At 62.2% G+C, this 15,381-nt stretch carries 16 protein-coding genes and 1 pseudogene; 7 read left to right on the forward strand and 10 right to left on the reverse strand.

Annotated features, from left to right (window positions below):
- Positions 1–9: 9 nt before the first annotated feature.
- The 3 genes from MOV61_RS05455 to MOV61_RS05465 form a co-directional block, all read right to left on the reverse strand.
- A complete protein-coding gene (locus MOV61_RS05455; RefSeq protein WP_247135864.1) occupies positions 10–1,065 on the reverse strand; it encodes a nickel/cobalt transporter in 1,056 nt (351 codons plus the stop codon).
- Positions 1,059–1,703 (reverse strand): DUF1007 family protein, encoded by a 645-nt coding sequence (locus tag MOV61_RS05460; protein WP_247135865.1) that lies wholly within the window; start codon positions 1,701–1,703, stop codon positions 1,059–1,061. Before MOV61_RS05460 ends, MOV61_RS05455 begins: the two co-directional genes overlap by 7 nt.
- 371 nt (positions 1,704–2,074) lie before the next feature.
- Positions 2,075–2,725, reverse strand: a complete 651-nt coding sequence (locus tag MOV61_RS05465; RefSeq protein ID WP_247135866.1) for a LysE family translocator — start codon at positions 2,723–2,725, stop codon at positions 2,075–2,077.
- A 109-nt stretch (positions 2,726–2,834) separates the two neighbouring features.
- Here MOV61_RS05465 and MOV61_RS05470 point away from each other — a divergent pair.
- Positions 2,835–3,144 (forward strand): annotated as a pseudogene (locus MOV61_RS05470) (transposase); the annotation flags it as partial.
- Here MOV61_RS05470 and MOV61_RS05475 read toward each other — a convergent pair.
- Both MOV61_RS05475 and MOV61_RS05480 read right to left on the reverse strand, forming a co-directional pair.
- On the reverse strand, positions 3,141–4,316 hold the full coding sequence (locus MOV61_RS05475) for a glycosyltransferase (protein WP_247135867.1): 1,176 nt from the start codon (positions 4,314–4,316) through the stop codon (positions 3,141–3,143). The pseudogene MOV61_RS05470 and the gene MOV61_RS05475 overlap by 4 nt on opposite strands.
- Before the next feature lie 157 nt (positions 4,317–4,473).
- Positions 4,474–5,367 (reverse strand): LysR family transcriptional regulator, encoded by an 894-nt coding sequence (locus MOV61_RS05480; RefSeq protein WP_037077328.1) that lies wholly within the window; start codon positions 5,365–5,367, stop codon positions 4,474–4,476.
- A 529-nt stretch (positions 5,368–5,896) separates the two neighbouring features.
- Here MOV61_RS05480 and odc2 point away from each other — a divergent pair.
- The 3 genes from odc2 to MOV61_RS05495 all read left to right on the forward strand — a co-directional run bounded on the left by odc2 (position 5,897) and on the right by MOV61_RS05495 (position 8,668).
- Positions 5,897–7,030, forward strand: a complete 1,134-nt coding sequence (gene odc2, locus MOV61_RS05485; RefSeq protein ID WP_038545319.1) for an ornithine/lysine decarboxylase — start codon at positions 5,897–5,899, stop codon at positions 7,028–7,030.
- A 121-nt stretch (positions 7,031–7,151) separates the two neighbouring features.
- Positions 7,152–7,721, forward strand: coding sequence for a GNAT family N-acetyltransferase (locus MOV61_RS05490; protein ID WP_247135868.1), 570 nt, complete (start codon positions 7,152–7,154; stop codon positions 7,719–7,721).
- Positions 7,722–7,978: 257 nt separating this feature from the next.
- On the forward strand, positions 7,979–8,668 hold the full coding sequence (locus MOV61_RS05495) for an OmpW family protein (protein ID WP_247135869.1): 690 nt from the start codon (positions 7,979–7,981) through the stop codon (positions 8,666–8,668).
- 88 nt (positions 8,669–8,756) lie between these two features.
- Here the strand turns inward: MOV61_RS05495 and MOV61_RS05500 are convergent, their stop codons facing one another.
- Complete coding sequence (locus tag MOV61_RS05500) at positions 8,757–8,975, reverse strand: 4-oxalocrotonate tautomerase family protein (protein WP_247135870.1); 219 nt, start codon at positions 8,973–8,975, stop codon at positions 8,757–8,759.
- A gap of 25 nt (positions 8,976–9,000) precedes the next feature.
- Positions 9,001–9,741 carry an SDR family oxidoreductase gene (locus MOV61_RS05505; protein WP_247135871.1) on the reverse strand — a complete coding sequence of 247 codons (741 nt, stop codon included), beginning with the start codon at positions 9,739–9,741 and terminating at the stop codon, positions 9,001–9,003.
- A 100-nt stretch (positions 9,742–9,841) separates the two neighbouring features.
- Here MOV61_RS05505 and MOV61_RS05510 point away from each other — a divergent pair, with 100 nt between their 5' ends.
- A complete protein-coding gene (locus MOV61_RS05510) occupies positions 9,842–10,735 on the forward strand; it encodes a LysR family transcriptional regulator (protein WP_247135892.1) in 894 nt (297 codons plus the stop codon).
- A 6-nt stretch (positions 10,736–10,741) separates the two neighbouring features.
- On the opposite strand, the gene MOV61_RS05515 is transcribed toward MOV61_RS05510, so the two are convergent.
- Together MOV61_RS05515 and MOV61_RS05520 are read right to left on the reverse strand one after the other, a co-directional pair.
- Positions 10,742–10,981, reverse strand: a complete 240-nt coding sequence (locus tag MOV61_RS05515) for a hypothetical protein (RefSeq protein ID WP_247135872.1) — start codon at positions 10,979–10,981, stop codon at positions 10,742–10,744.
- Positions 10,981–11,247: a hypothetical protein gene (locus MOV61_RS05520; protein WP_037077316.1), complete on the reverse strand. Its 267-nt coding sequence runs from the start codon at positions 11,245–11,247 to the stop codon at positions 10,981–10,983. The genes MOV61_RS05515 and MOV61_RS05520 overlap by 1 nt, the downstream gene beginning before the upstream one ends.
- 423 nt (positions 11,248–11,670) lie before the next feature.
- On the opposite strand from MOV61_RS05520, the gene MOV61_RS05525 reads away from it, so the two are divergent.
- Together MOV61_RS05525 and MOV61_RS05530 are read left to right on the forward strand one after the other, a co-directional pair.
- Positions 11,671–12,702 (forward strand): serine hydrolase, encoded by a 1,032-nt coding sequence (locus MOV61_RS05525; RefSeq protein WP_247135873.1) that lies wholly within the window; start codon positions 11,671–11,673, stop codon positions 12,700–12,702.
- Between the two features lie 89 nt (positions 12,703–12,791).
- A complete protein-coding gene (locus MOV61_RS05530; protein ID WP_247135874.1) occupies positions 12,792–13,949 on the forward strand; it encodes a GGDEF domain-containing protein in 1,158 nt (385 codons plus the stop codon).
- A 404-nt stretch (positions 13,950–14,353) separates the two neighbouring features.
- Here MOV61_RS05530 and MOV61_RS05535 read toward each other — a convergent pair whose 3' ends face one another.
- Positions 14,354–15,340 (reverse strand): WD40 repeat domain-containing protein, encoded by a 987-nt coding sequence (locus tag MOV61_RS05535; protein ID WP_247135875.1) that lies wholly within the window; start codon positions 15,338–15,340, stop codon positions 14,354–14,356.
- Positions 15,341–15,381 lie beyond the last annotated feature (41 nt).

The raw sequence follows: 15,381 nt of genomic DNA on the forward strand, positions 1-15,381 counted from the left end.
CAAGCGGCGTTACGCCTGCAGAGCGGCGCCGAGCAGCGACAACCCGACCAGCAGCACGAACAGTGCGCCGCCGATCTCGATTGCGTGGGTGATCCGCCGTCCCGAGCGCGAGCCGGGACCGACGAAGCGGACCGCGAGATCCTTGGCGGTGACCGCAAGCGTCGCGAGAATGGTGACGGTGATCGCCGTGCCGATCGACATGGCGAGAACCGACAGTACACCGCCGAGATAGAGGCTGTTCAAAAGCGCAAAGCTCATCACTAGGATCGCGCCCGAGCAGGGTCTGAGGCCGACGGCAATGATCGCCGACCAGGCCTCGTGCAGGCTGAAATCCTTCGACTTCAGCAGGGCGGGATCGGGCATGTGGCTGACGCCGCAAGTCTCACAATAATCGCCGGTTCCCTGATAATCGTGATCGTCGATCTCGACCGCCTGGAAATTCAGCCCGGTCGGGCCGCGCCCGTTACCGGCGGGGACTGCGACGGGCATGCTGACGACGCGCATCCGCAGCGCCCGGATCTTTTTCACCAGCAGCCAGGCGCCGAACAGCGCAACCATGGCAAAGCTGGCAATCTCCATTGCCTGGGTCGCCGCCGTCATGGTGATGCCCGAGCCGCGCAGCAGGAGATAGGCCGCGCCGACCAGCAGCACCGCCACCAGGCCCTGTAGCAGCGCCGAGATGAAGGAGATGACGACGCCGCGCCGGAGTTCGATCTCGTTGGCGATCATGTAGGAGGAGATCACCGCCTTGCCGTGGCCAGGACCTGCGGCGTGGAAGACGCCATAGGCGAACGACAGCCCGATCAGGCCGGACAGCGCCCAGGGATCCCCGCGCATCGCCTTCAGCGAACCGGTCAGCGCCCGGTAGAAGGACTGCTGGTAAAAATTGATCCAGGCGAAAAACGGACCGAGCGGTCCGCCGACCGAAAACGAGGGCTCGGCCGAACCGACGCCGAGCGGCGATTGCGCATGCGCCGACCCCACCGTCAGGATGCCGACCGCCGCAACAGCGAGAAGGGCAGGAATGACGACGGAAGGGGAAAGGGCGCCGCGGGTCTTCAGCATGTCAGTTCCAGTCGGGTGGCGAAAAGTTTCGACATGTCGGTGCCGGTCGGATCGTTGAAGAAGGCATCGGTCAGCGACGTGGTATTCTGGGAGATCACTTCGTCGGGGTCGGGGCGCACCACCTTGTGCTGGCAATGGGCAAAGCCGTCGCCCTTGACGATCAGGTCGCCGTCGGTCGGGAAGTCGATCGAGGTGTACATGGAAGGATCGTAGATGCCGAAGGCCAACCGGCCCTTGAGCGGCACCGGTTTTTCGGGCTTCACCGCAAACAGGACCAGAAGCTGGTTGCCGTCGAGCGAGACGTGGATCACGTCCGGCTTCTGCACCCCGACATTGGCGCCGTTGGCCGTGATCGTCGTGAAATAGTGATAGTCGGCCAGCGACTTGCGCATCACCTCGCCGAGCGCCGCGAGTTCCTTGGCGTCGAGCTTCAGGTCGGTATTCTTGTCGAAATCGAGCAGCACGCTGGATGAGAAGACCTCATCGAACCGCCAGACATTGTGCAGCTCCGCGACGTTGCCATCGGTCCCGGCCACCACTTCGAGCCGCGCCTCGGCAAAGATATGCGGATGGGCGAGTGCGGGGAGCGGAATGCAGGCAGCCGCCAACGTGGCAATGGTCAAGACTCGATATCGCATTCGCCCTATGGCTCCCGGTTCGTCCGCCCCTTGCAGTGCAGCGCAAATGAGACGGAATTTCGACTCGAACGGGGCCCAAGTCTAGGGTCACGCACTCTCCTTGCTTTCGTCAAACTCGCTTCAGCCAAAATCCGGATGCGCTTTATGAGTCGGGGACCTGAAGCGTGCCGCGATCCTTCGGGTTCGCTCGACACCCTTCAAGTCTTTGTTTTACGCATGTCGTTATCGCAAAACCGCTGCACACTTTTGCGCGACATGCTTTAGGCCGTGAATCCATAAACGCGAACGGCTATCTGATGACGTGCCGTCGATTCCAGATCGTTACCGACTGGCTGGCTGTTTAGGATGACTTCCAAGGGAAGACGGGTGGTCTATTTCTTATGATTGCCAGCAAAAGCGGCCGTCAAGCCAAGGCCGATATACACGAAACCACTGACCCAGCGTTCAGCCTTCAGATACACGGGACTGCGCTTCAGCCATTTGCCAGCCGTGGCGGCGGCAAGTGCGTAGGAGCTGTCCGTCAGAATGCCAATCGCTGTGTAAACAATCCCGAGAAAAGCGATCTGCATTGCCACATGGCCACGGTTGACCTCAACGAACTGAGGCAAGAAAGCCAGAAAGAACAGCGCTGTCTTCGGATTGAGGAGGTTAACGATAAAGCCCTCACGAAAGAGGCGCATGCGGCTTCGCGTCGGTAAACCACCTTCGACGTTGGGAATGTCCGAGGGGCCGAAAAGCTTCTTGAGGCCAAGCCAGATAAGATAGGCCGCGCCGGCATACTTCACTACGCTGAAGGCTAGCGCGGATGACGCCAGGAGCGCCGACAACCCCACGGCGGCGGCGGCGACATGAACAAGCGTGGCCGTATGGATGCCAAGGATCGAAACGAGCCCGGCAGAGCGACCCTGCTCGACCGAGCGCGCGAAGATGTAAAGAACTGCCGGTCCCGGCACGAGAAGCAGCACCAGTGTGGCGCTGACGAACAGGCTGAGATTCGTTGCGCCGGGAATCACCAAATCCATGATTGTCTTGCCCCGTTTTCTATTGCACTAACAATAGCATTGGGCTGCCTCCAATGCGAGGTCGTTTTCTGCTTGGGTGCTTTTATGCTTTCAGGATCGAGATCGTTGACTCGGTTGCTCCCGAGGCGGACTCACGACCAAAACTCATGCGGCCGTCGACGGGCAAGGCCTTCCGATCCGGCTGAGCCTGACCGCTGGGCAAAGCCATGACGGACAAGCTGCCGACGATCTGCTCGACCAAACCATATTTCAGCACATGGCTGTACCGTGAGCGAAACGTCATAGAACGCTTCTTCTCTAAGCTGAAGCACTTCCGCAGGGTTGCCACCCGATACGACAAGATAGCCGAGAACTTTCTCGCGATGGTCCAACTTGCCTCGATCCGCCTGTGGCTCCGAGTTTATGAGTTTACGGCCTAGTGCCTGGTCAGATTTTCCAGATGCTCCATGCGTTTGCGGAACTGGCTCTCGAAATCCCAGCCTTGGGCGAACTGAAGCGCGTTTTCGGCGCGCTCCAGAATGGATGCGCGGTCCTTGTCGAGGGCGGCCAATCGATCGGCCATCGCCCTGATGTCGCCGAGCGGGGCGATCCAGCCGGCTTTCGATTCGATCATCAGCGCCGACCACATTTCGTTGTCGTAACCGGCGATCGGAACGCCGCAGCCCATCGTCTCGATATAGGTGCAGGAGGGATCGGACTGTCTGTGGCAGCTGAGGAAGATATCCGCGCCCGTTCGCGTCAGCGGTACGAGTTCCTGCTCGAAATCGACCGGATCCTTGAGGAAGACACAGTCCTGAAGCCAATGCTTGTGGATGTCGGCGTTGATCGCGGCGGAAAGGCTTCCCTCGCCGTAGATCGTCAGGGTGAAATCGACGCCCCTCTCGTCAAGCAGCCTGGCGATCGGAACGAGGTCCTGCACGCCCTTCATCGGTTCGAGCCGTCCCGAATGAATGAGCCGCAACGGCTCGCCGTTCTGGAGATGCCGTTTTCGCGCGCTCATCTCCTGCGGCGTCGCGAACATTGCCGGTTTCATGCGGTTGTCGAGGTAGAGGAGCTGGCTGCCGCCCATGTCGTGATAGGCCGCGTGGGCGGGATAACCGTTCGCCTGGATGCCGCGGGCGGCGCGGAAGGCGCGCTTGCGCTTGTATTCCTGCATCACCGTCCAAGCCATGCCGTAGATTTTCCGCGGCAGGCTGCGGGTGTCGTCGAGCGAGATGATCTGCAGCCGGGTCTGATGGGTGTATTCGATCGAATAGACCACCGCGCTCTTCGCTTGCCGGATTACCGCCGGCGGCAGCAGGTCCAGATAGGAATCTCCCGATAACAGCGCGAGGTCGAAGTCGGCCAGATGGTCTGCCGAGACCCGTTCCTCCGGCTCAAGGATACGCACCCGGAAATCGAGGTCGCCGATATCGTAGCGACCGCCGAAAGGTATGTCGGTCGCGCCGCGCCGGATGAAGCAGGTGACCGGCCCGGACCAGTGCTGCACATGCAGGGCCATGCCGGAAACGAACTTCTTGTCGAGCACCAGCTTGCCGTTTTCGGCCTCGATCACCGGCGCCGACACGAACATCGCCAGGCTTTTCTGCATGGACCTCGATCCTCCGCGATGCCGGGACTTTCGCACGCTGAGCCGCACTATGCGGATCGAAGCCAAGCTCAAGCAAGCCGGCCAATAGGTCGTCCAGCCGAGGAGGCGTTACCTCATTCGCCGTAGGGACCGGCGAGGCGCCGGGCAGCCGGATCGGTCAATGTTGGCGGCGGAACCAGGTGGAGAGGAAGTCGACGAAGCTCCTGACCTTGGCCGGCAGGTAGCGGCGATGCGGATAGACCGCATAGATGCCGCGGTCCTTGGCGATATAATCGTCGAACAGCGTCACCAGTTCGCCCGACTGGATCGAGGCATTGGCGATGAAATCGGGGATGATCGCGACGCCGAGGCCCGCACGGGCAGCGCGTAGCGTCGCCTGCGGGCTGTTGATCTCGACCGGGCCGCTGACGGCGACCGATATGGTCGAGCCGTCCTTGTCGGTGAAGCGGACATTGTTGTGCCAGCGGGAATTGGTGTCGATGATGAAGGGGACGCGGTTCAGATCCTGCGGGTGTTCGAGCGGGCCGTATTTCGCGACGAAATCGGCGGTCGCAACGGTGTAGACGCGGAAATCGGACAGCTTGCGGGCGATCAGCCCGGAGTCTTCCAGCTTGGTGATTCGGATCGCGAGATCGAAATTTTCCTCGATCAGATCGACGAAACGGTCCTCGGCGACGATTTCCAGCGACACTTCGGTGTGGCTCTTGGCGAAATCGATCAGCGACTGGCCAACCTCCGCATCGACGAAGGTCCGCGGCACGGAAACGCGCAGGCGTCCCTTGAGATCGGCGTTGTTCTCGCGCACGAGGTCGGCGAGATTGTCGATTTCCTTGAGAATGTCGGCGGCGGTCCGGTAATAGGTGTGCCCGGCCTCGGTCATCGAGAACTGGCGGGTGGTGCGATTGAGCAGCAGGGCGCCCAGATCGTCTTCCAGTTCGCGCACATATTTCGACAGCAGCGCCTTCGACCGCCCGGTCCGCCGGGCTGCGGCTGAAAAGCCTTCTGCTTCAACCACATCGATGAAGGCCCGCATGCGGGTGAGAGTGTCCAAATGTCGCCCCTTTTAGTCTGGTCGATCCTAGTTGGGATTTAGCACGGAATTGTGCAATGCGAAATTTTGGTGAGGGGCAAAAAAACTCTTGATTATGACCGCGAATATTCTTATCTCCCGGTCAGCCCAAAGTCGCACGTGCCCGTGGGTGTCCGCCGACCCTCTATTTGGTGAGGTCATCGGTAAGGTACCTGGAACTAACCCCTCCAGTCGCTATTCCGGCCATCCGGGAAATGCGAGGACATCTGAAGCAACGACGGTGCGGGCCTTTTTGTTCTCTCCCTGCTTTCCATCAGCGGGGGTTACTGAAGAGGCACACCATCATTGCCGGAAGTGCGGTAGGGACCTCCCTCCAATCCATGGCAGACAAAGCCGGATCATTGTTCGTGGCAGAGCGTTGATCCACTTATCGCGCGTTTGAGCGTGTTCACGGTACCGGTGTCTCCACCAACCGGGCTGAACGCATTCTCATCCGTCCTTTGTCCTCCGGTTCACAGCCGGAGCTTTGAGATTTTGAAGGGACTGATCGATGACCACTGCTCGCATCCTTGACTTCATCAAGACCCAGCGTCCCGAAGGACCGTTTCTTGTTGTCGATCTCGACGTCGTGCGCGACAATTTCACCGCCTTCCGTCATGCACTGCCGGACAGCGCGATCTATTACGCGGTCAAGGCCAACCCGGAACCGGCAATCCTGAAGCTGCTCGCTTCGATGGGCTCCAACTTCGACTGCGCCTCGGTCGCCGAAATCCAGATGGCACTCGATGCCGGCGCTTCCGCCGACCGCATTTCCTTTGGCAACACGATCAAGAAGGAGCGCGACATCGCACGCGCCTTCGCGCTCGGCGTCGGCCTTTATGCCGTCGACAGCCATGAGGAAGTCGAGAAGATCTCCCGTGCCGCCCCCGGTGCGAAGGTGTTCTGCCGCGTGCTGACCGATGGCGAAGGCGCCGAATGGCCGCTTTCCCGCAAGTTCGGCTGCGTGCCGCAGATGGCCGTCGACGTGCTCGTCTACGCGCACCAGATGGGTCTCGAATCCTACGGCGTGTCCTTCCATGTCGGCTCGCAGATGACCAAGGTCGATGCCTGGGATGCGGCTCTTGCCGATGCCAAGCGCGTCTTCGGTTCGCTCGCAAAGCAGGGCATCGTTCTGCAGATGGTCAACATGGGCGGTGGTTTTCCGACCAAGTACCTGCGCGACGTGCCGTCTGCCGAAGCGTACGGCAAGGCGATCTTCGCTTCGCTGCGCAAGTATTTCGGCAACAACCTGCCGAAGACGATCATCGAGCCGGGTCGCGGCATGGTCGGCAATGCGGGCGTCATCAAGGCTGAAGTCGTCCTCGTGTCGAAGAAGTCGGACAATGACAATCACCGATGGGTCTTCCTCGACATCGGCAAGTTCGGCGGTCTCGCCGAAACCATGGACGAGGCCATCCGCTACCCGATCCGCACCGAGCGGGACGGCGACGAGATGGAACCCTGCGTTCTCGCCGGCCCGACCTGCGACAGCGCCGACGTGATGTACGAGAAGAACATGTATCCGCTGCCGGTGACGCTCACCATTGGCGACGAGGTTCTGATCGAAGGCACCGGCGCCTATACGACGACCTACTCGGCCGTCGCCTTCAACGGCTTCGACCCCCTGAAGGCGTACGTCATCTAAGGCGGCTTTGCCTGCCTGACTGGCGTCATCCAATACCGCCGGCCCCGTAACCAACCGGGGCGGCAAATTCACAATTCCTCTTCATCGCCGCTGATAACGGTATTGGGTACGGGAGGCCACGATGGCCGCTGTTCTTGATTCTGTGCGCGCATTCTTTGCGCCCAACTCCACTTTCGCCATCGATGCCGAAACTCCGGCCGACGTGGTCGCCCGCGAAACCCTGCTCGACCGCGCCATGGGCCCGGATCGCCGCAAAAAATCGTCGGAAAAGATCCGCCGCAACCGCGTGCCGGCCGAAGGTCTCGCGATCGTCGCCCGTGACGGCGCCGGCCACGTGATCGGCACCGTGCGGCTTTGGAACATCGAAGCCGGCATTTCGTCCGAAGGCCAGGCGATCGATGCGCTGCTGCTCGGCCCGCTTGCGGTCGATTGCGCTCACGAAGGCAAGGGCATCGGCGCTGCGCTGATGCGCGCGGCGATCACCGAGGCTCACAAGCGCGGCCACGGCGCGATCCTGCTGGTTGGCGATGCTGCCTATTATGAACGGTTCGGCTTCTTCGCCGACAAGACCCGGCATCTCGTCATGCCCGGCCCCTTCGAGCGTTCGCGTTTCCTGGCGCTCGAACTCAAGGCCGGCTGGCTGGAAGGTGCCGCTGGCATGATCGTCGCCAACGGGCGCAAGCTGGCCTGACAAAGGCCGAGTTTTCGACCAAGGCATTCAGCACTCAAGGCCTTGCGCCCCGACGATCTGCCCAGACCCCGTCTCCCCGGTGGAGCACTCCCGTTGGAGCGCCCCAAGGGGAGGCGGGGTTTTTCATGCGACAAATTCTCCCTTTCAGGCCGCCGCCGTGCATCCGCCGGCCGCGGTTGATCCTGATCAATCCGACTCTCGCTGCCCGCTCCTAAGCCTCTCCTCGCAAGATCGATATACAATCAAGGAGAGCTTACATGAACACGAGCGGGGCACGGCATCTGAGATGGATCGCGGGCGCGGGTGCGGCTTTTTTCGCATTCGGGGCAGCGGCGGCGGATCTGACGCCTGTTCCCATCGCCCCGGTGGCGCAGGAGGCCGCTACCGGCCAGAGCCCCTGGCAGATCCGCGTGCGCGGCTTGGGCGTCATCACTGAGAACCGCGGTTCGATCAACGGCGTTGCGGGCTCCGACCTGTCCTTTTCCGATTCGGTCATCCCCGAACTCGATATCAGCTACTTCTTCACCGACAATATCGCCGCCGAACTGGTCCTTGGCACGACCTACGCGAATATCAAGGAAGACGGTGCCGTCGGCGTGCCGGTCGGCCGCGCCTGGCTGCTGCCGCCGACGCTGACACTGCAATACCACTTCACCGATTTCGGCGCCTTTAAGCCCTATGTCGGTGCCGGCGTCAATTATTCGCTCTTCTACAACCAGTCCGAAAAGCCGGGCTTCCACAATCTGGATGCCGAGAACAATGTCGGCGCAGCCCTGCAGGTCGGCTTCGACTACATGATCGACCAGCACTGGGGCGTGAACTTCGACGTCAAGAAGATCTTCCTCGAAACAAAATGGAAAGCCGACCACGACGTGCTCGGGCCGCTGAGCGGCAAGGCGAAAATCAATCCCTGGCTGATCGGGGCAGGCGTCACCTACCGCTTCTAAAAAAACAAAAAGACCGGTGGGGGACGGGGCCGGCGCCAGACAGGTGGCGCCGGCCTTTGTTTTTTAGTTTCGCGGTGAATTGCGTTTCTCAGTCGCTGTCCTTGGCCCGATAGGCATCCGGGGTGATGTAGATCTCGTCGGCACGGCCGTATCCGCCGTCCTTGACCTCTTCGATCAGCACCATGGTGTGAGGCCGTGCGGCCTCGCTCAGGTATTCGACCAGCATCTCGGTGGTGCGGTGGACGATCTCTTGCTTCTGGGCCTTGCTGAGCGCGGCTTCGGGCGTCTTGATGTTCACGAATGGCATCGTTCTATCCTTTGGTTTTGGTGTTTCAGATCATGCCGCCATTGGCGCGCAGAACCTGGCCGTTGACCCAGCCACCGTCCGGGCCTGCGAGGAAGGAGACGACGGTGGCGATCTCCTGCGGCTGACCGAGGCGGCTGAGCGGGATTGTCTTGACGATGTTCCGGACCAGTTCGTCGGACTTGCCGGTCATGAACATCTCGGTTTCGACAGGGCCCGGCGCGACTGCGTTGACGGTGATCCCGCGCCGGCCGAGTTCCTTGGAGGCAACGTGGGTCATCGCTTCGACGGCCGCCTTGGTGGCTGCATAACCGCCATAGGCCGGACCGTAGGCGCCGACGACGCTCGACGAGAAGTTGATGATGCGGCCGCCGTCGCGCAGCCGCTTGCCTGCCTCTCGGATGCCGCGGAACGTGCCGGTCAGGTTTGTGGCAAGCTGAAATTCGAAAGTCTCGTCGTCCATCTCGGCGAGCGGAGCAAGCCGCATCACACCGGCATTGTTGACGAGGATGTCGGCACCGCCGAAGCTTTGTTCGGCGGCGTCGAACAGGGTTGCGGCAGCGGTCGGGCTGCCGACATCCGCCTGCACCGCGACCGCCTTGCCGCCGCCCGCTTCGATCTGTGCAACGACCTCGTCGGCGGCCTGCCGGCTGGTCGCATAGTTGACGACGACGGCGATGCCGTCTTCAGCGAGGCGGAGCGCAATGGCTCTGCCGATACCTTTTGAAGCGCCTGTGACGATCGCGACGCGTTGTCCGTTGGTGGTCATGAAATCTCTCCTTGGTTGGTGGGCAGGAGATATTGCTGACACGGCTTAAGAACAATTGGCGGCGAATTGACATCAGAATTCGCCTGTGGTGAACAAGGCCATGGATCGCCTCGACCGCATGCAGCTCTTTGTCCGGATCGTCGAACGGCGCAGTTTTTCCGCTGCGGCCGCGGATCTAGGCCTTGCCCGTTCGACAGTCACCGAAGCGGTCAAACAGCTCGAGGAGGGGATCGGCACGCGACTTCTGGAGCGGACGACGCGCTACGTCACCCCGACGCTCGACGGCCGGGCCTTCTACGAGCGTTGCCTCGCGATCCTCGCGGAGGTGGACGAGGCGGAGAACATCTTTCGGGACGCGCAGCCGCGCGGCCTGCTGCGGGTCGATGCGCACGGGTTCCTGACCCGCACCTTCCTCTTGCCGCGCCTTCACGAGTTTCTTGACCGCTATCCGCTGCTGGATCTGCAGATCGGCCAGGGCGACCGGCTGGTGGATCTCGTTCGCGAAGGCGTGGACTGCGTCATCCGGGCAGGCGAGATCGACGACAGCGGGCTGATCATGCGCAGGCTCGGAACCATCACCGAAATCACCTGCGCCAGCCGCGCCTATGTCGAGAAACACGGGCTTCCGAAGTCACCGGATGCGCTGGAGGGACATTTGGCCATAGGCTTCCTGTCGTCGCGCACCAGCCAGATCATGCCGCTCGAATTCATGGTCGGCGACGAGGTGCGCTACGTCACCCTTCCAAGCCGGCTGACTGTCAACAATTCCGATACGATGGTCGATCTCGCCCGCCGCGGTTTCGGGCTGATGCAGGCGCCACGCTATCGCCTGCAGCGGGATATCGACGAGGGCGTGCTCGTCGAGGTGCTTGCCGATTTCCCGCCGTCACCGACACCGCTTTCGGCGCTCTATCCGCAGAACCGCCAGCTCTCGCCGCGGGTGCGCGTCTTCCTCGACTGGATCGTCAAGGTGTTTGCCGAAGCGGGACTTTGAGATGTCTTACGGCCGATAGATCGCGTGCAGCTTGGCAAGGTCGGCGATCTTCAGTTCCACGGGATCCAGGTCGTCACGGGAAGGCTTGAACCATGCGGCCGCCTCCTGGATGTGCCGGCCATAGGGTTCCGGATACATGCTCAGCCCCAACACCCACTGGCGGACGATTTCGCGGTCCATGCGGCCCGAGGCATAACGGTCGTGCATGGTCTTGGCGGATGTGGTGAGGTCTTCGACATTCTTCATCAATGTACCGCGGGATTGGGTTCGGGTTCGCCGAAGAAGGAGCGGATGCCGTCGCGCTCGACAGTCGCCAGGAACTCGTCGAAGGCCTCACGGTCGGTCGGAAACGGCTCTTCCCAGGTGGTGACGTCATCCTCTTCGGTGATGACTTCGAGCGTCCAGTCGCCCTGGGTGCCGGCAGGGCGGTAGATATCGACCAGCACGGTAATGCCGTCGTCGGTGAATTCGCCGGCGAGTTCGGAATGTTCGGTCTTGGGTGCCTTGGCCATGTCGTATCCGATCGTATAAACGGCTGTCCCGGCGCTGCGGGTCCGGTCCAGTGAGGGAGAATCGGGCACGCAACGATCAAGACGGTCGGGATGGTCCAATACACTGCTTTCTGTTTTCGCTCCACCGCGGATGAGAATGGCTTTTCGGGAATGGGGTGTCGCGGCTGTCGCTTTGCCCCTCATCCGCCTGCCGGCACCTTCTCCCCGTCAGGACGGGGAGAAGGATATGTGCCGCGACGTCGCGGTTTCCCTCGCCCCGCTTGCGGGGAGAGGGTGCGCCGAGCGAAGCGGAGGCGGGGTGAGGGGCAAGCCGCGTATTCGGTTGTCCATGCGCGGAGGAAGGAGCTTCACACTCCATCATCTCTGCGTGAATCCACCCTTTCCGCCATAGTCTTGGCCGCCTGGCCGTCCTAGCTTCGCTGCATGATCACACGCCGCGCAACCCTCCTGTCCCTGCCATTCGCTCTGACTGCGGCCCGCAGCCTTGCCCAGGGCGCGCCCCAGGCACCTGTGCCGCAGCCGCCCTTGACGCTCGATACCGCGCTCGGCGGTGCGGCGGAACTGGAGCCCTTGAAGGTCGTTCTGGTCGCCCGTGGTGGCGAGATGCTTGCCGAGCAGGCGTTCAACGGTCATTCGCTGGACGCCTCCACCAATATCAAGTCGGCCTCGAAGTCGATCATCTCGGCTTTGACAGGCATCGCCATCGACCGCCGGCTGCTCGAAGGTCCGGACCAGAAGATCGCGCCGATCCTGAAGGCTGACCTGCCGGCAGATCCGGATCCGCGCATCCACGCGATCACCATCGGTAACCTGCTTTCGATGCAGGCCGGGCTCGGGCGGCTGTCGGGGCCGAACTACGGCCGCTGGGTTGCGAGCCGCAACTGGGTGCAGTTCGCGCTCGCACAGCCGTTCGACGACGATCCCGGCGGTTCGATGCTCTATTCCACCGCCTCGACGCATCTGCTCTCGGCGATCCTCACCAAAGTCGCCAAGAAATCGACGCTGGCGCTGGCGCGCGAATGGCTGGAGCCGGTCGACGGTTTCCGGATCGGGTCCTGGGAACGAGACCGGCAAGGCATCTATTTCGGTGGCAACCAGATGGCAATGGCCGCCCGCTCGCTACTGGCCTTCGGAGAACTCTACCGCCGCGGCGGCAAGACGAAGGACGGCCGCCAGGTCGTCTCGAAGGACTGGATCGACCAGTCCTGGACGCCGCGCACCAATTCGCGCTTTTCCGGCGACGGTTACGGATACGGCTGGTTCCTGCGCAATATCGGCGGCGAGGAGGTCAGGTTCGGCTGGGGTTATGGCGGGCAGATGCTCTATATCGTGCCGTCGCTCGGCCTCACCGTGGTGATGACGTCAGACGAAAGCGGCCCCTCAGCCCGCAGCGGTTATCGCGACGACCTGCACAACCTGCTCGCCGAAATCATCGGCGCCGTCCGCATCGTTTGAAGCCAGTTCGTATAAACTTGAACGACCGGACAAACCGAATCGTAACCGCCCAACGCTATTATGCCCCGCGTCGCCATTGGGGGTGTTTCATGCTGGATCTGCGGACGATTTATATCGTCTCGGCTATAACCTGCTCGGTCCTGGGCATCGTCCAGATGATCGCCTATTCCAGCGGCCGGTTCGAACGCTGGCTGTTCTGGTGGAGCGCCAGCGGCATCGTCATCGGAGCCGGCTTGTTCAGCGTCGGTCTGCGAAACGTGTTGCCGGACGTCGTCTCGATCCTGATCGGCAACAACCTGATCCTGGTCGGTTATCTGCTGCTGATCGTCTCCGTCCGGCTTTTCGGCGGCCGTCCGGCCCGTTGGGGCCTGAGTTGGCTGATCCTTGCCGTTCTTTCGGCGCCGCTGATCCTCTTGTGGCGTGACGATGCCAGTACCGCGCCGCGCATCGCCATCTTCTCGCTCGTCTGCGCTCTCGGCGACCTCTTGGTGATGCTGGAGGGTATTCGCCTTGCACGGCAGGAGAGGCTGCGGTCGGCATGGCTGGTCGCTGCGATCTACCTGCCGACTGCCGCCATCTTTGCAGCGCGCGCCGTTCTGGCGGTGACGGGCTGGATCGGCGAAGGCGGCCTGTTTGCCCCTGGCAACGGCGCCGATGCCTGGCTTGGGCTCTGGGCGGCGCCCTTCCTGGCATTGCGAAGCATCGTCATCAATCTGATGGCGGCCGAACGGGCGGGAAACAAGCTCAGCTACCTGGCGGATCGCGACGCCCTGACCGGCGTGCTCAACCGCGGCGGGCTGATGCGCTCCTATGCTGGTCTCGAGCCGGGGCCCGTCGCCCTGATGCTCATCGATGTCGACCGTTTCAAGCAGCTCAACGATACGCATGGTCATGGGGTTGGCGACGAGGTCTTGCGGCGGTTCGCCTCCTCGGCATCCCCGCACCTGCGCAGCCACGACCTCTTCGCGCGGCAGGGCGGCGACGAGTTCGTGATCGTGCTCAAAGGATGCCCGGTCGAAAAAGCCGTCGAGACCGCCCAGAATATACGCGCCGCCTTTGCCGCTTCCCTCGCCGAAATGGAGGGCCTTGTCGTGCAACCGACACTCAGCATCGGCGTGGCGGCCGAGATATGCGGTCCCGGCGATCTCGAAAGCCTGCTGCAGCGGGCCGACCAGGCGCTCTATGCCCGCAAGCGCAACGGCCGCGACGGCATCGATACGTTCGAGGAAGACCGCCAGGCGGCGTGAACGAGGGGACGATTTCGCAGCGGCGAGCAGAAATTCCCTTTTCGTTTGAAGCAAATTCGCGTCGAAATATCCCTGCGTCATCCCCGCCTGTGCCGGTGCGGCCATACTGGGCGCGTCACAGGGCAGGGAGCCGGGTCGCGAACCGGGTCGCATTCCACGGAGAGCATCCGGTGTCCGGTGATGGTCGTAAAGGTGAGGAAGGCGCCGTCAGGGCGCCGACCGCCGCAAGGTTCAAGGTTTCGGATCCAGACCATCCGTTACCCGCCTTTCGGAAAACACCGGAGCGATCGGGCAGGCAGCAAAGCCTGACACCCATACCACTTCATACACGCTGCCTGCTCATCCCCGCATGGACCAGGCCGCGGCGGAGATTTTTCCGCCGCGGTTATTCGTGCTGCAAGCTTTCAGGCTGCGATATCGATGACGCCGCAATCACCGGCATCGGAGGAGAAGGCGACGAGCTTGCCGCTGGCGCTCCAGCTCAATCCGGTAATGCCGCCCTTGCCGGGCCGGCGTAGAAGCGCTTCCTTTGCGTCGGCAAGCCTCACGCCCAGGATCATGCCGTCGATGAAACCGATGGCGAGCACTTCCTCGGCCGGATGGAATGCCACCGACGTGACCATGATATTGGCGCGGGTGCCAAGTTCCTGCGGCGCCTTGCCCATCGGGCCGTCCTTTGCCGAAAATGGCCAGACGATTGCCGCCGGCGCGCCCGACGAGGCAAGCCATTTGCCCTTCGGCGACCAGGAGAGCGACTTCACCTTGGCGGGATAACCGGTCATCCGCATATGGCGGTTTTCGCCCGGCTTGCCGTCGAGCTTCCAGCCGTGGAGTGCGTTTTCCTGCATGGTCGTCACCAGGAAGCGACCATCCGGCGAGAAGGTGACGGCGTTGTGGGCGCCCTTCCATTCGAGATCGACCGGCGGCGCATTGGTACCGACCCAGTGCAGCGAGACGCCGTTGTAACGGGCAGCCGCGATCCTGAGACCCTTGCCGGCGAAGGCGAGGCCTTCGACGCTGCGCTCCTCGGGAAATTCCTTCAGCGTGCCGTCGCTCTGCTTCACGAAGCTCGATTTGCCATGCGCATAGGCGACCGCATTCTGCGGGCCGCCGGCGACGACGCTGATCCACTTGCGCGGCGCTTCGGCGATCAGGGTTGCCTCGCCATTGCTGCCGATGCGCATCACCTTGCCGTCCTCGCCACCGGTCAGCAGCGTGGCGCTGAAGGGATCGCGGATGCAGGTCAGAAGACCCTGATGGGCCTCGGTGACTTTCTCGCCGCCATCCAGGCGGTGGATGGTGCCGGCGGCGGTGGCGAAGAATGGGACGTCGCCGAGGAAATGCGCGGCGACGACATGGCCTTCGAGATCAAGCGGTGCGACTGTCGGCATCAGGCAGCATTTCTCCAGGGCATGACGTGGTCCGAAAACCG

It is taken from the genome of Neorhizobium sp. BETTINA12A (genome assembly GCF_023006485.1).
GTDB lineage: Bacteria > Pseudomonadota > Alphaproteobacteria > Rhizobiales > Rhizobiaceae > Neorhizobium.

What these genes read in the sequence shown, in the direction of transcription:
- MOV61_RS05460 (WP_247135865.1), bottom strand. Translation starts at nt 1,703, where the DNA reads ATGCGATATCGAGTCTTGACCATTGCCACGTTGGCGGCTGCCTGCATT.
- odc2 (WP_038545319.1), top strand. Translation starts at nt 5,897, where the DNA reads ATGACCACTGCTCGCATCCTTGACTTCATCAAGACCCAGCGTCCCGAA.
- MOV61_RS05490 (WP_247135868.1), top strand. Translation starts at nt 7,152, where the DNA reads ATGGCCGCTGTTCTTGATTCTGTGCGCGCATTCTTTGCGCCCAACTCC.
- MOV61_RS05465 (WP_247135866.1), bottom strand. Translation starts at nt 2,725, where the DNA reads ATGGATTTGGTGATTCCCGGCGCAACGAATCTCAGCCTGTTCGTCAGC.
- MOV61_RS05495 (WP_247135869.1), top strand. Translation starts at nt 7,979, where the DNA reads ATGAACACGAGCGGGGCACGGCATCTGAGATGGATCGCGGGCGCGGGT.
- MOV61_RS05525 (WP_247135873.1), top strand. Translation starts at nt 11,671, where the DNA reads ATGATCACACGCCGCGCAACCCTCCTGTCCCTGCCATTCGCTCTGACT.
- MOV61_RS05510 (WP_247135892.1), top strand. Translation starts at nt 9,842, where the DNA reads ATGGATCGCCTCGACCGCATGCAGCTCTTTGTCCGGATCGTCGAACGG.
- MOV61_RS05515 (WP_247135872.1), bottom strand. Translation starts at nt 10,981, where the DNA reads ATGAAGAATGTCGAAGACCTCACCACATCCGCCAAGACCATGCACGAC.
- MOV61_RS05505 (WP_247135871.1), bottom strand. Translation starts at nt 9,741, where the DNA reads ATGACCACCAACGGACAACGCGTCGCGATCGTCACAGGCGCTTCAAAA.
- MOV61_RS05530 (WP_247135874.1), top strand. Translation starts at nt 12,792, where the DNA reads ATGCTGGATCTGCGGACGATTTATATCGTCTCGGCTATAACCTGCTCG.
- MOV61_RS05455 (WP_247135864.1), bottom strand. Translation starts at nt 1,065, where the DNA reads ATGCTGAAGACCCGCGGCGCCCTTTCCCCTTCCGTCGTCATTCCTGCC.
- MOV61_RS05500 (WP_247135870.1), bottom strand. Translation starts at nt 8,975, where the DNA reads ATGCCATTCGTGAACATCAAGACGCCCGAAGCCGCGCTCAGCAAGGCC.
- MOV61_RS05520 (WP_037077316.1), bottom strand. Translation starts at nt 11,247, where the DNA reads ATGGCCAAGGCACCCAAGACCGAACATTCCGAACTCGCCGGCGAATTC.
- MOV61_RS05475 (WP_247135867.1), bottom strand. Translation starts at nt 4,316, where the DNA reads ATGCAGAAAAGCCTGGCGATGTTCGTGTCGGCGCCGGTGATCGAGGCC.
- MOV61_RS05535 (WP_247135875.1), bottom strand. Translation starts at nt 15,340, where the DNA reads ATGCCGACAGTCGCACCGCTTGATCTCGAAGGCCATGTCGTCGCCGCG.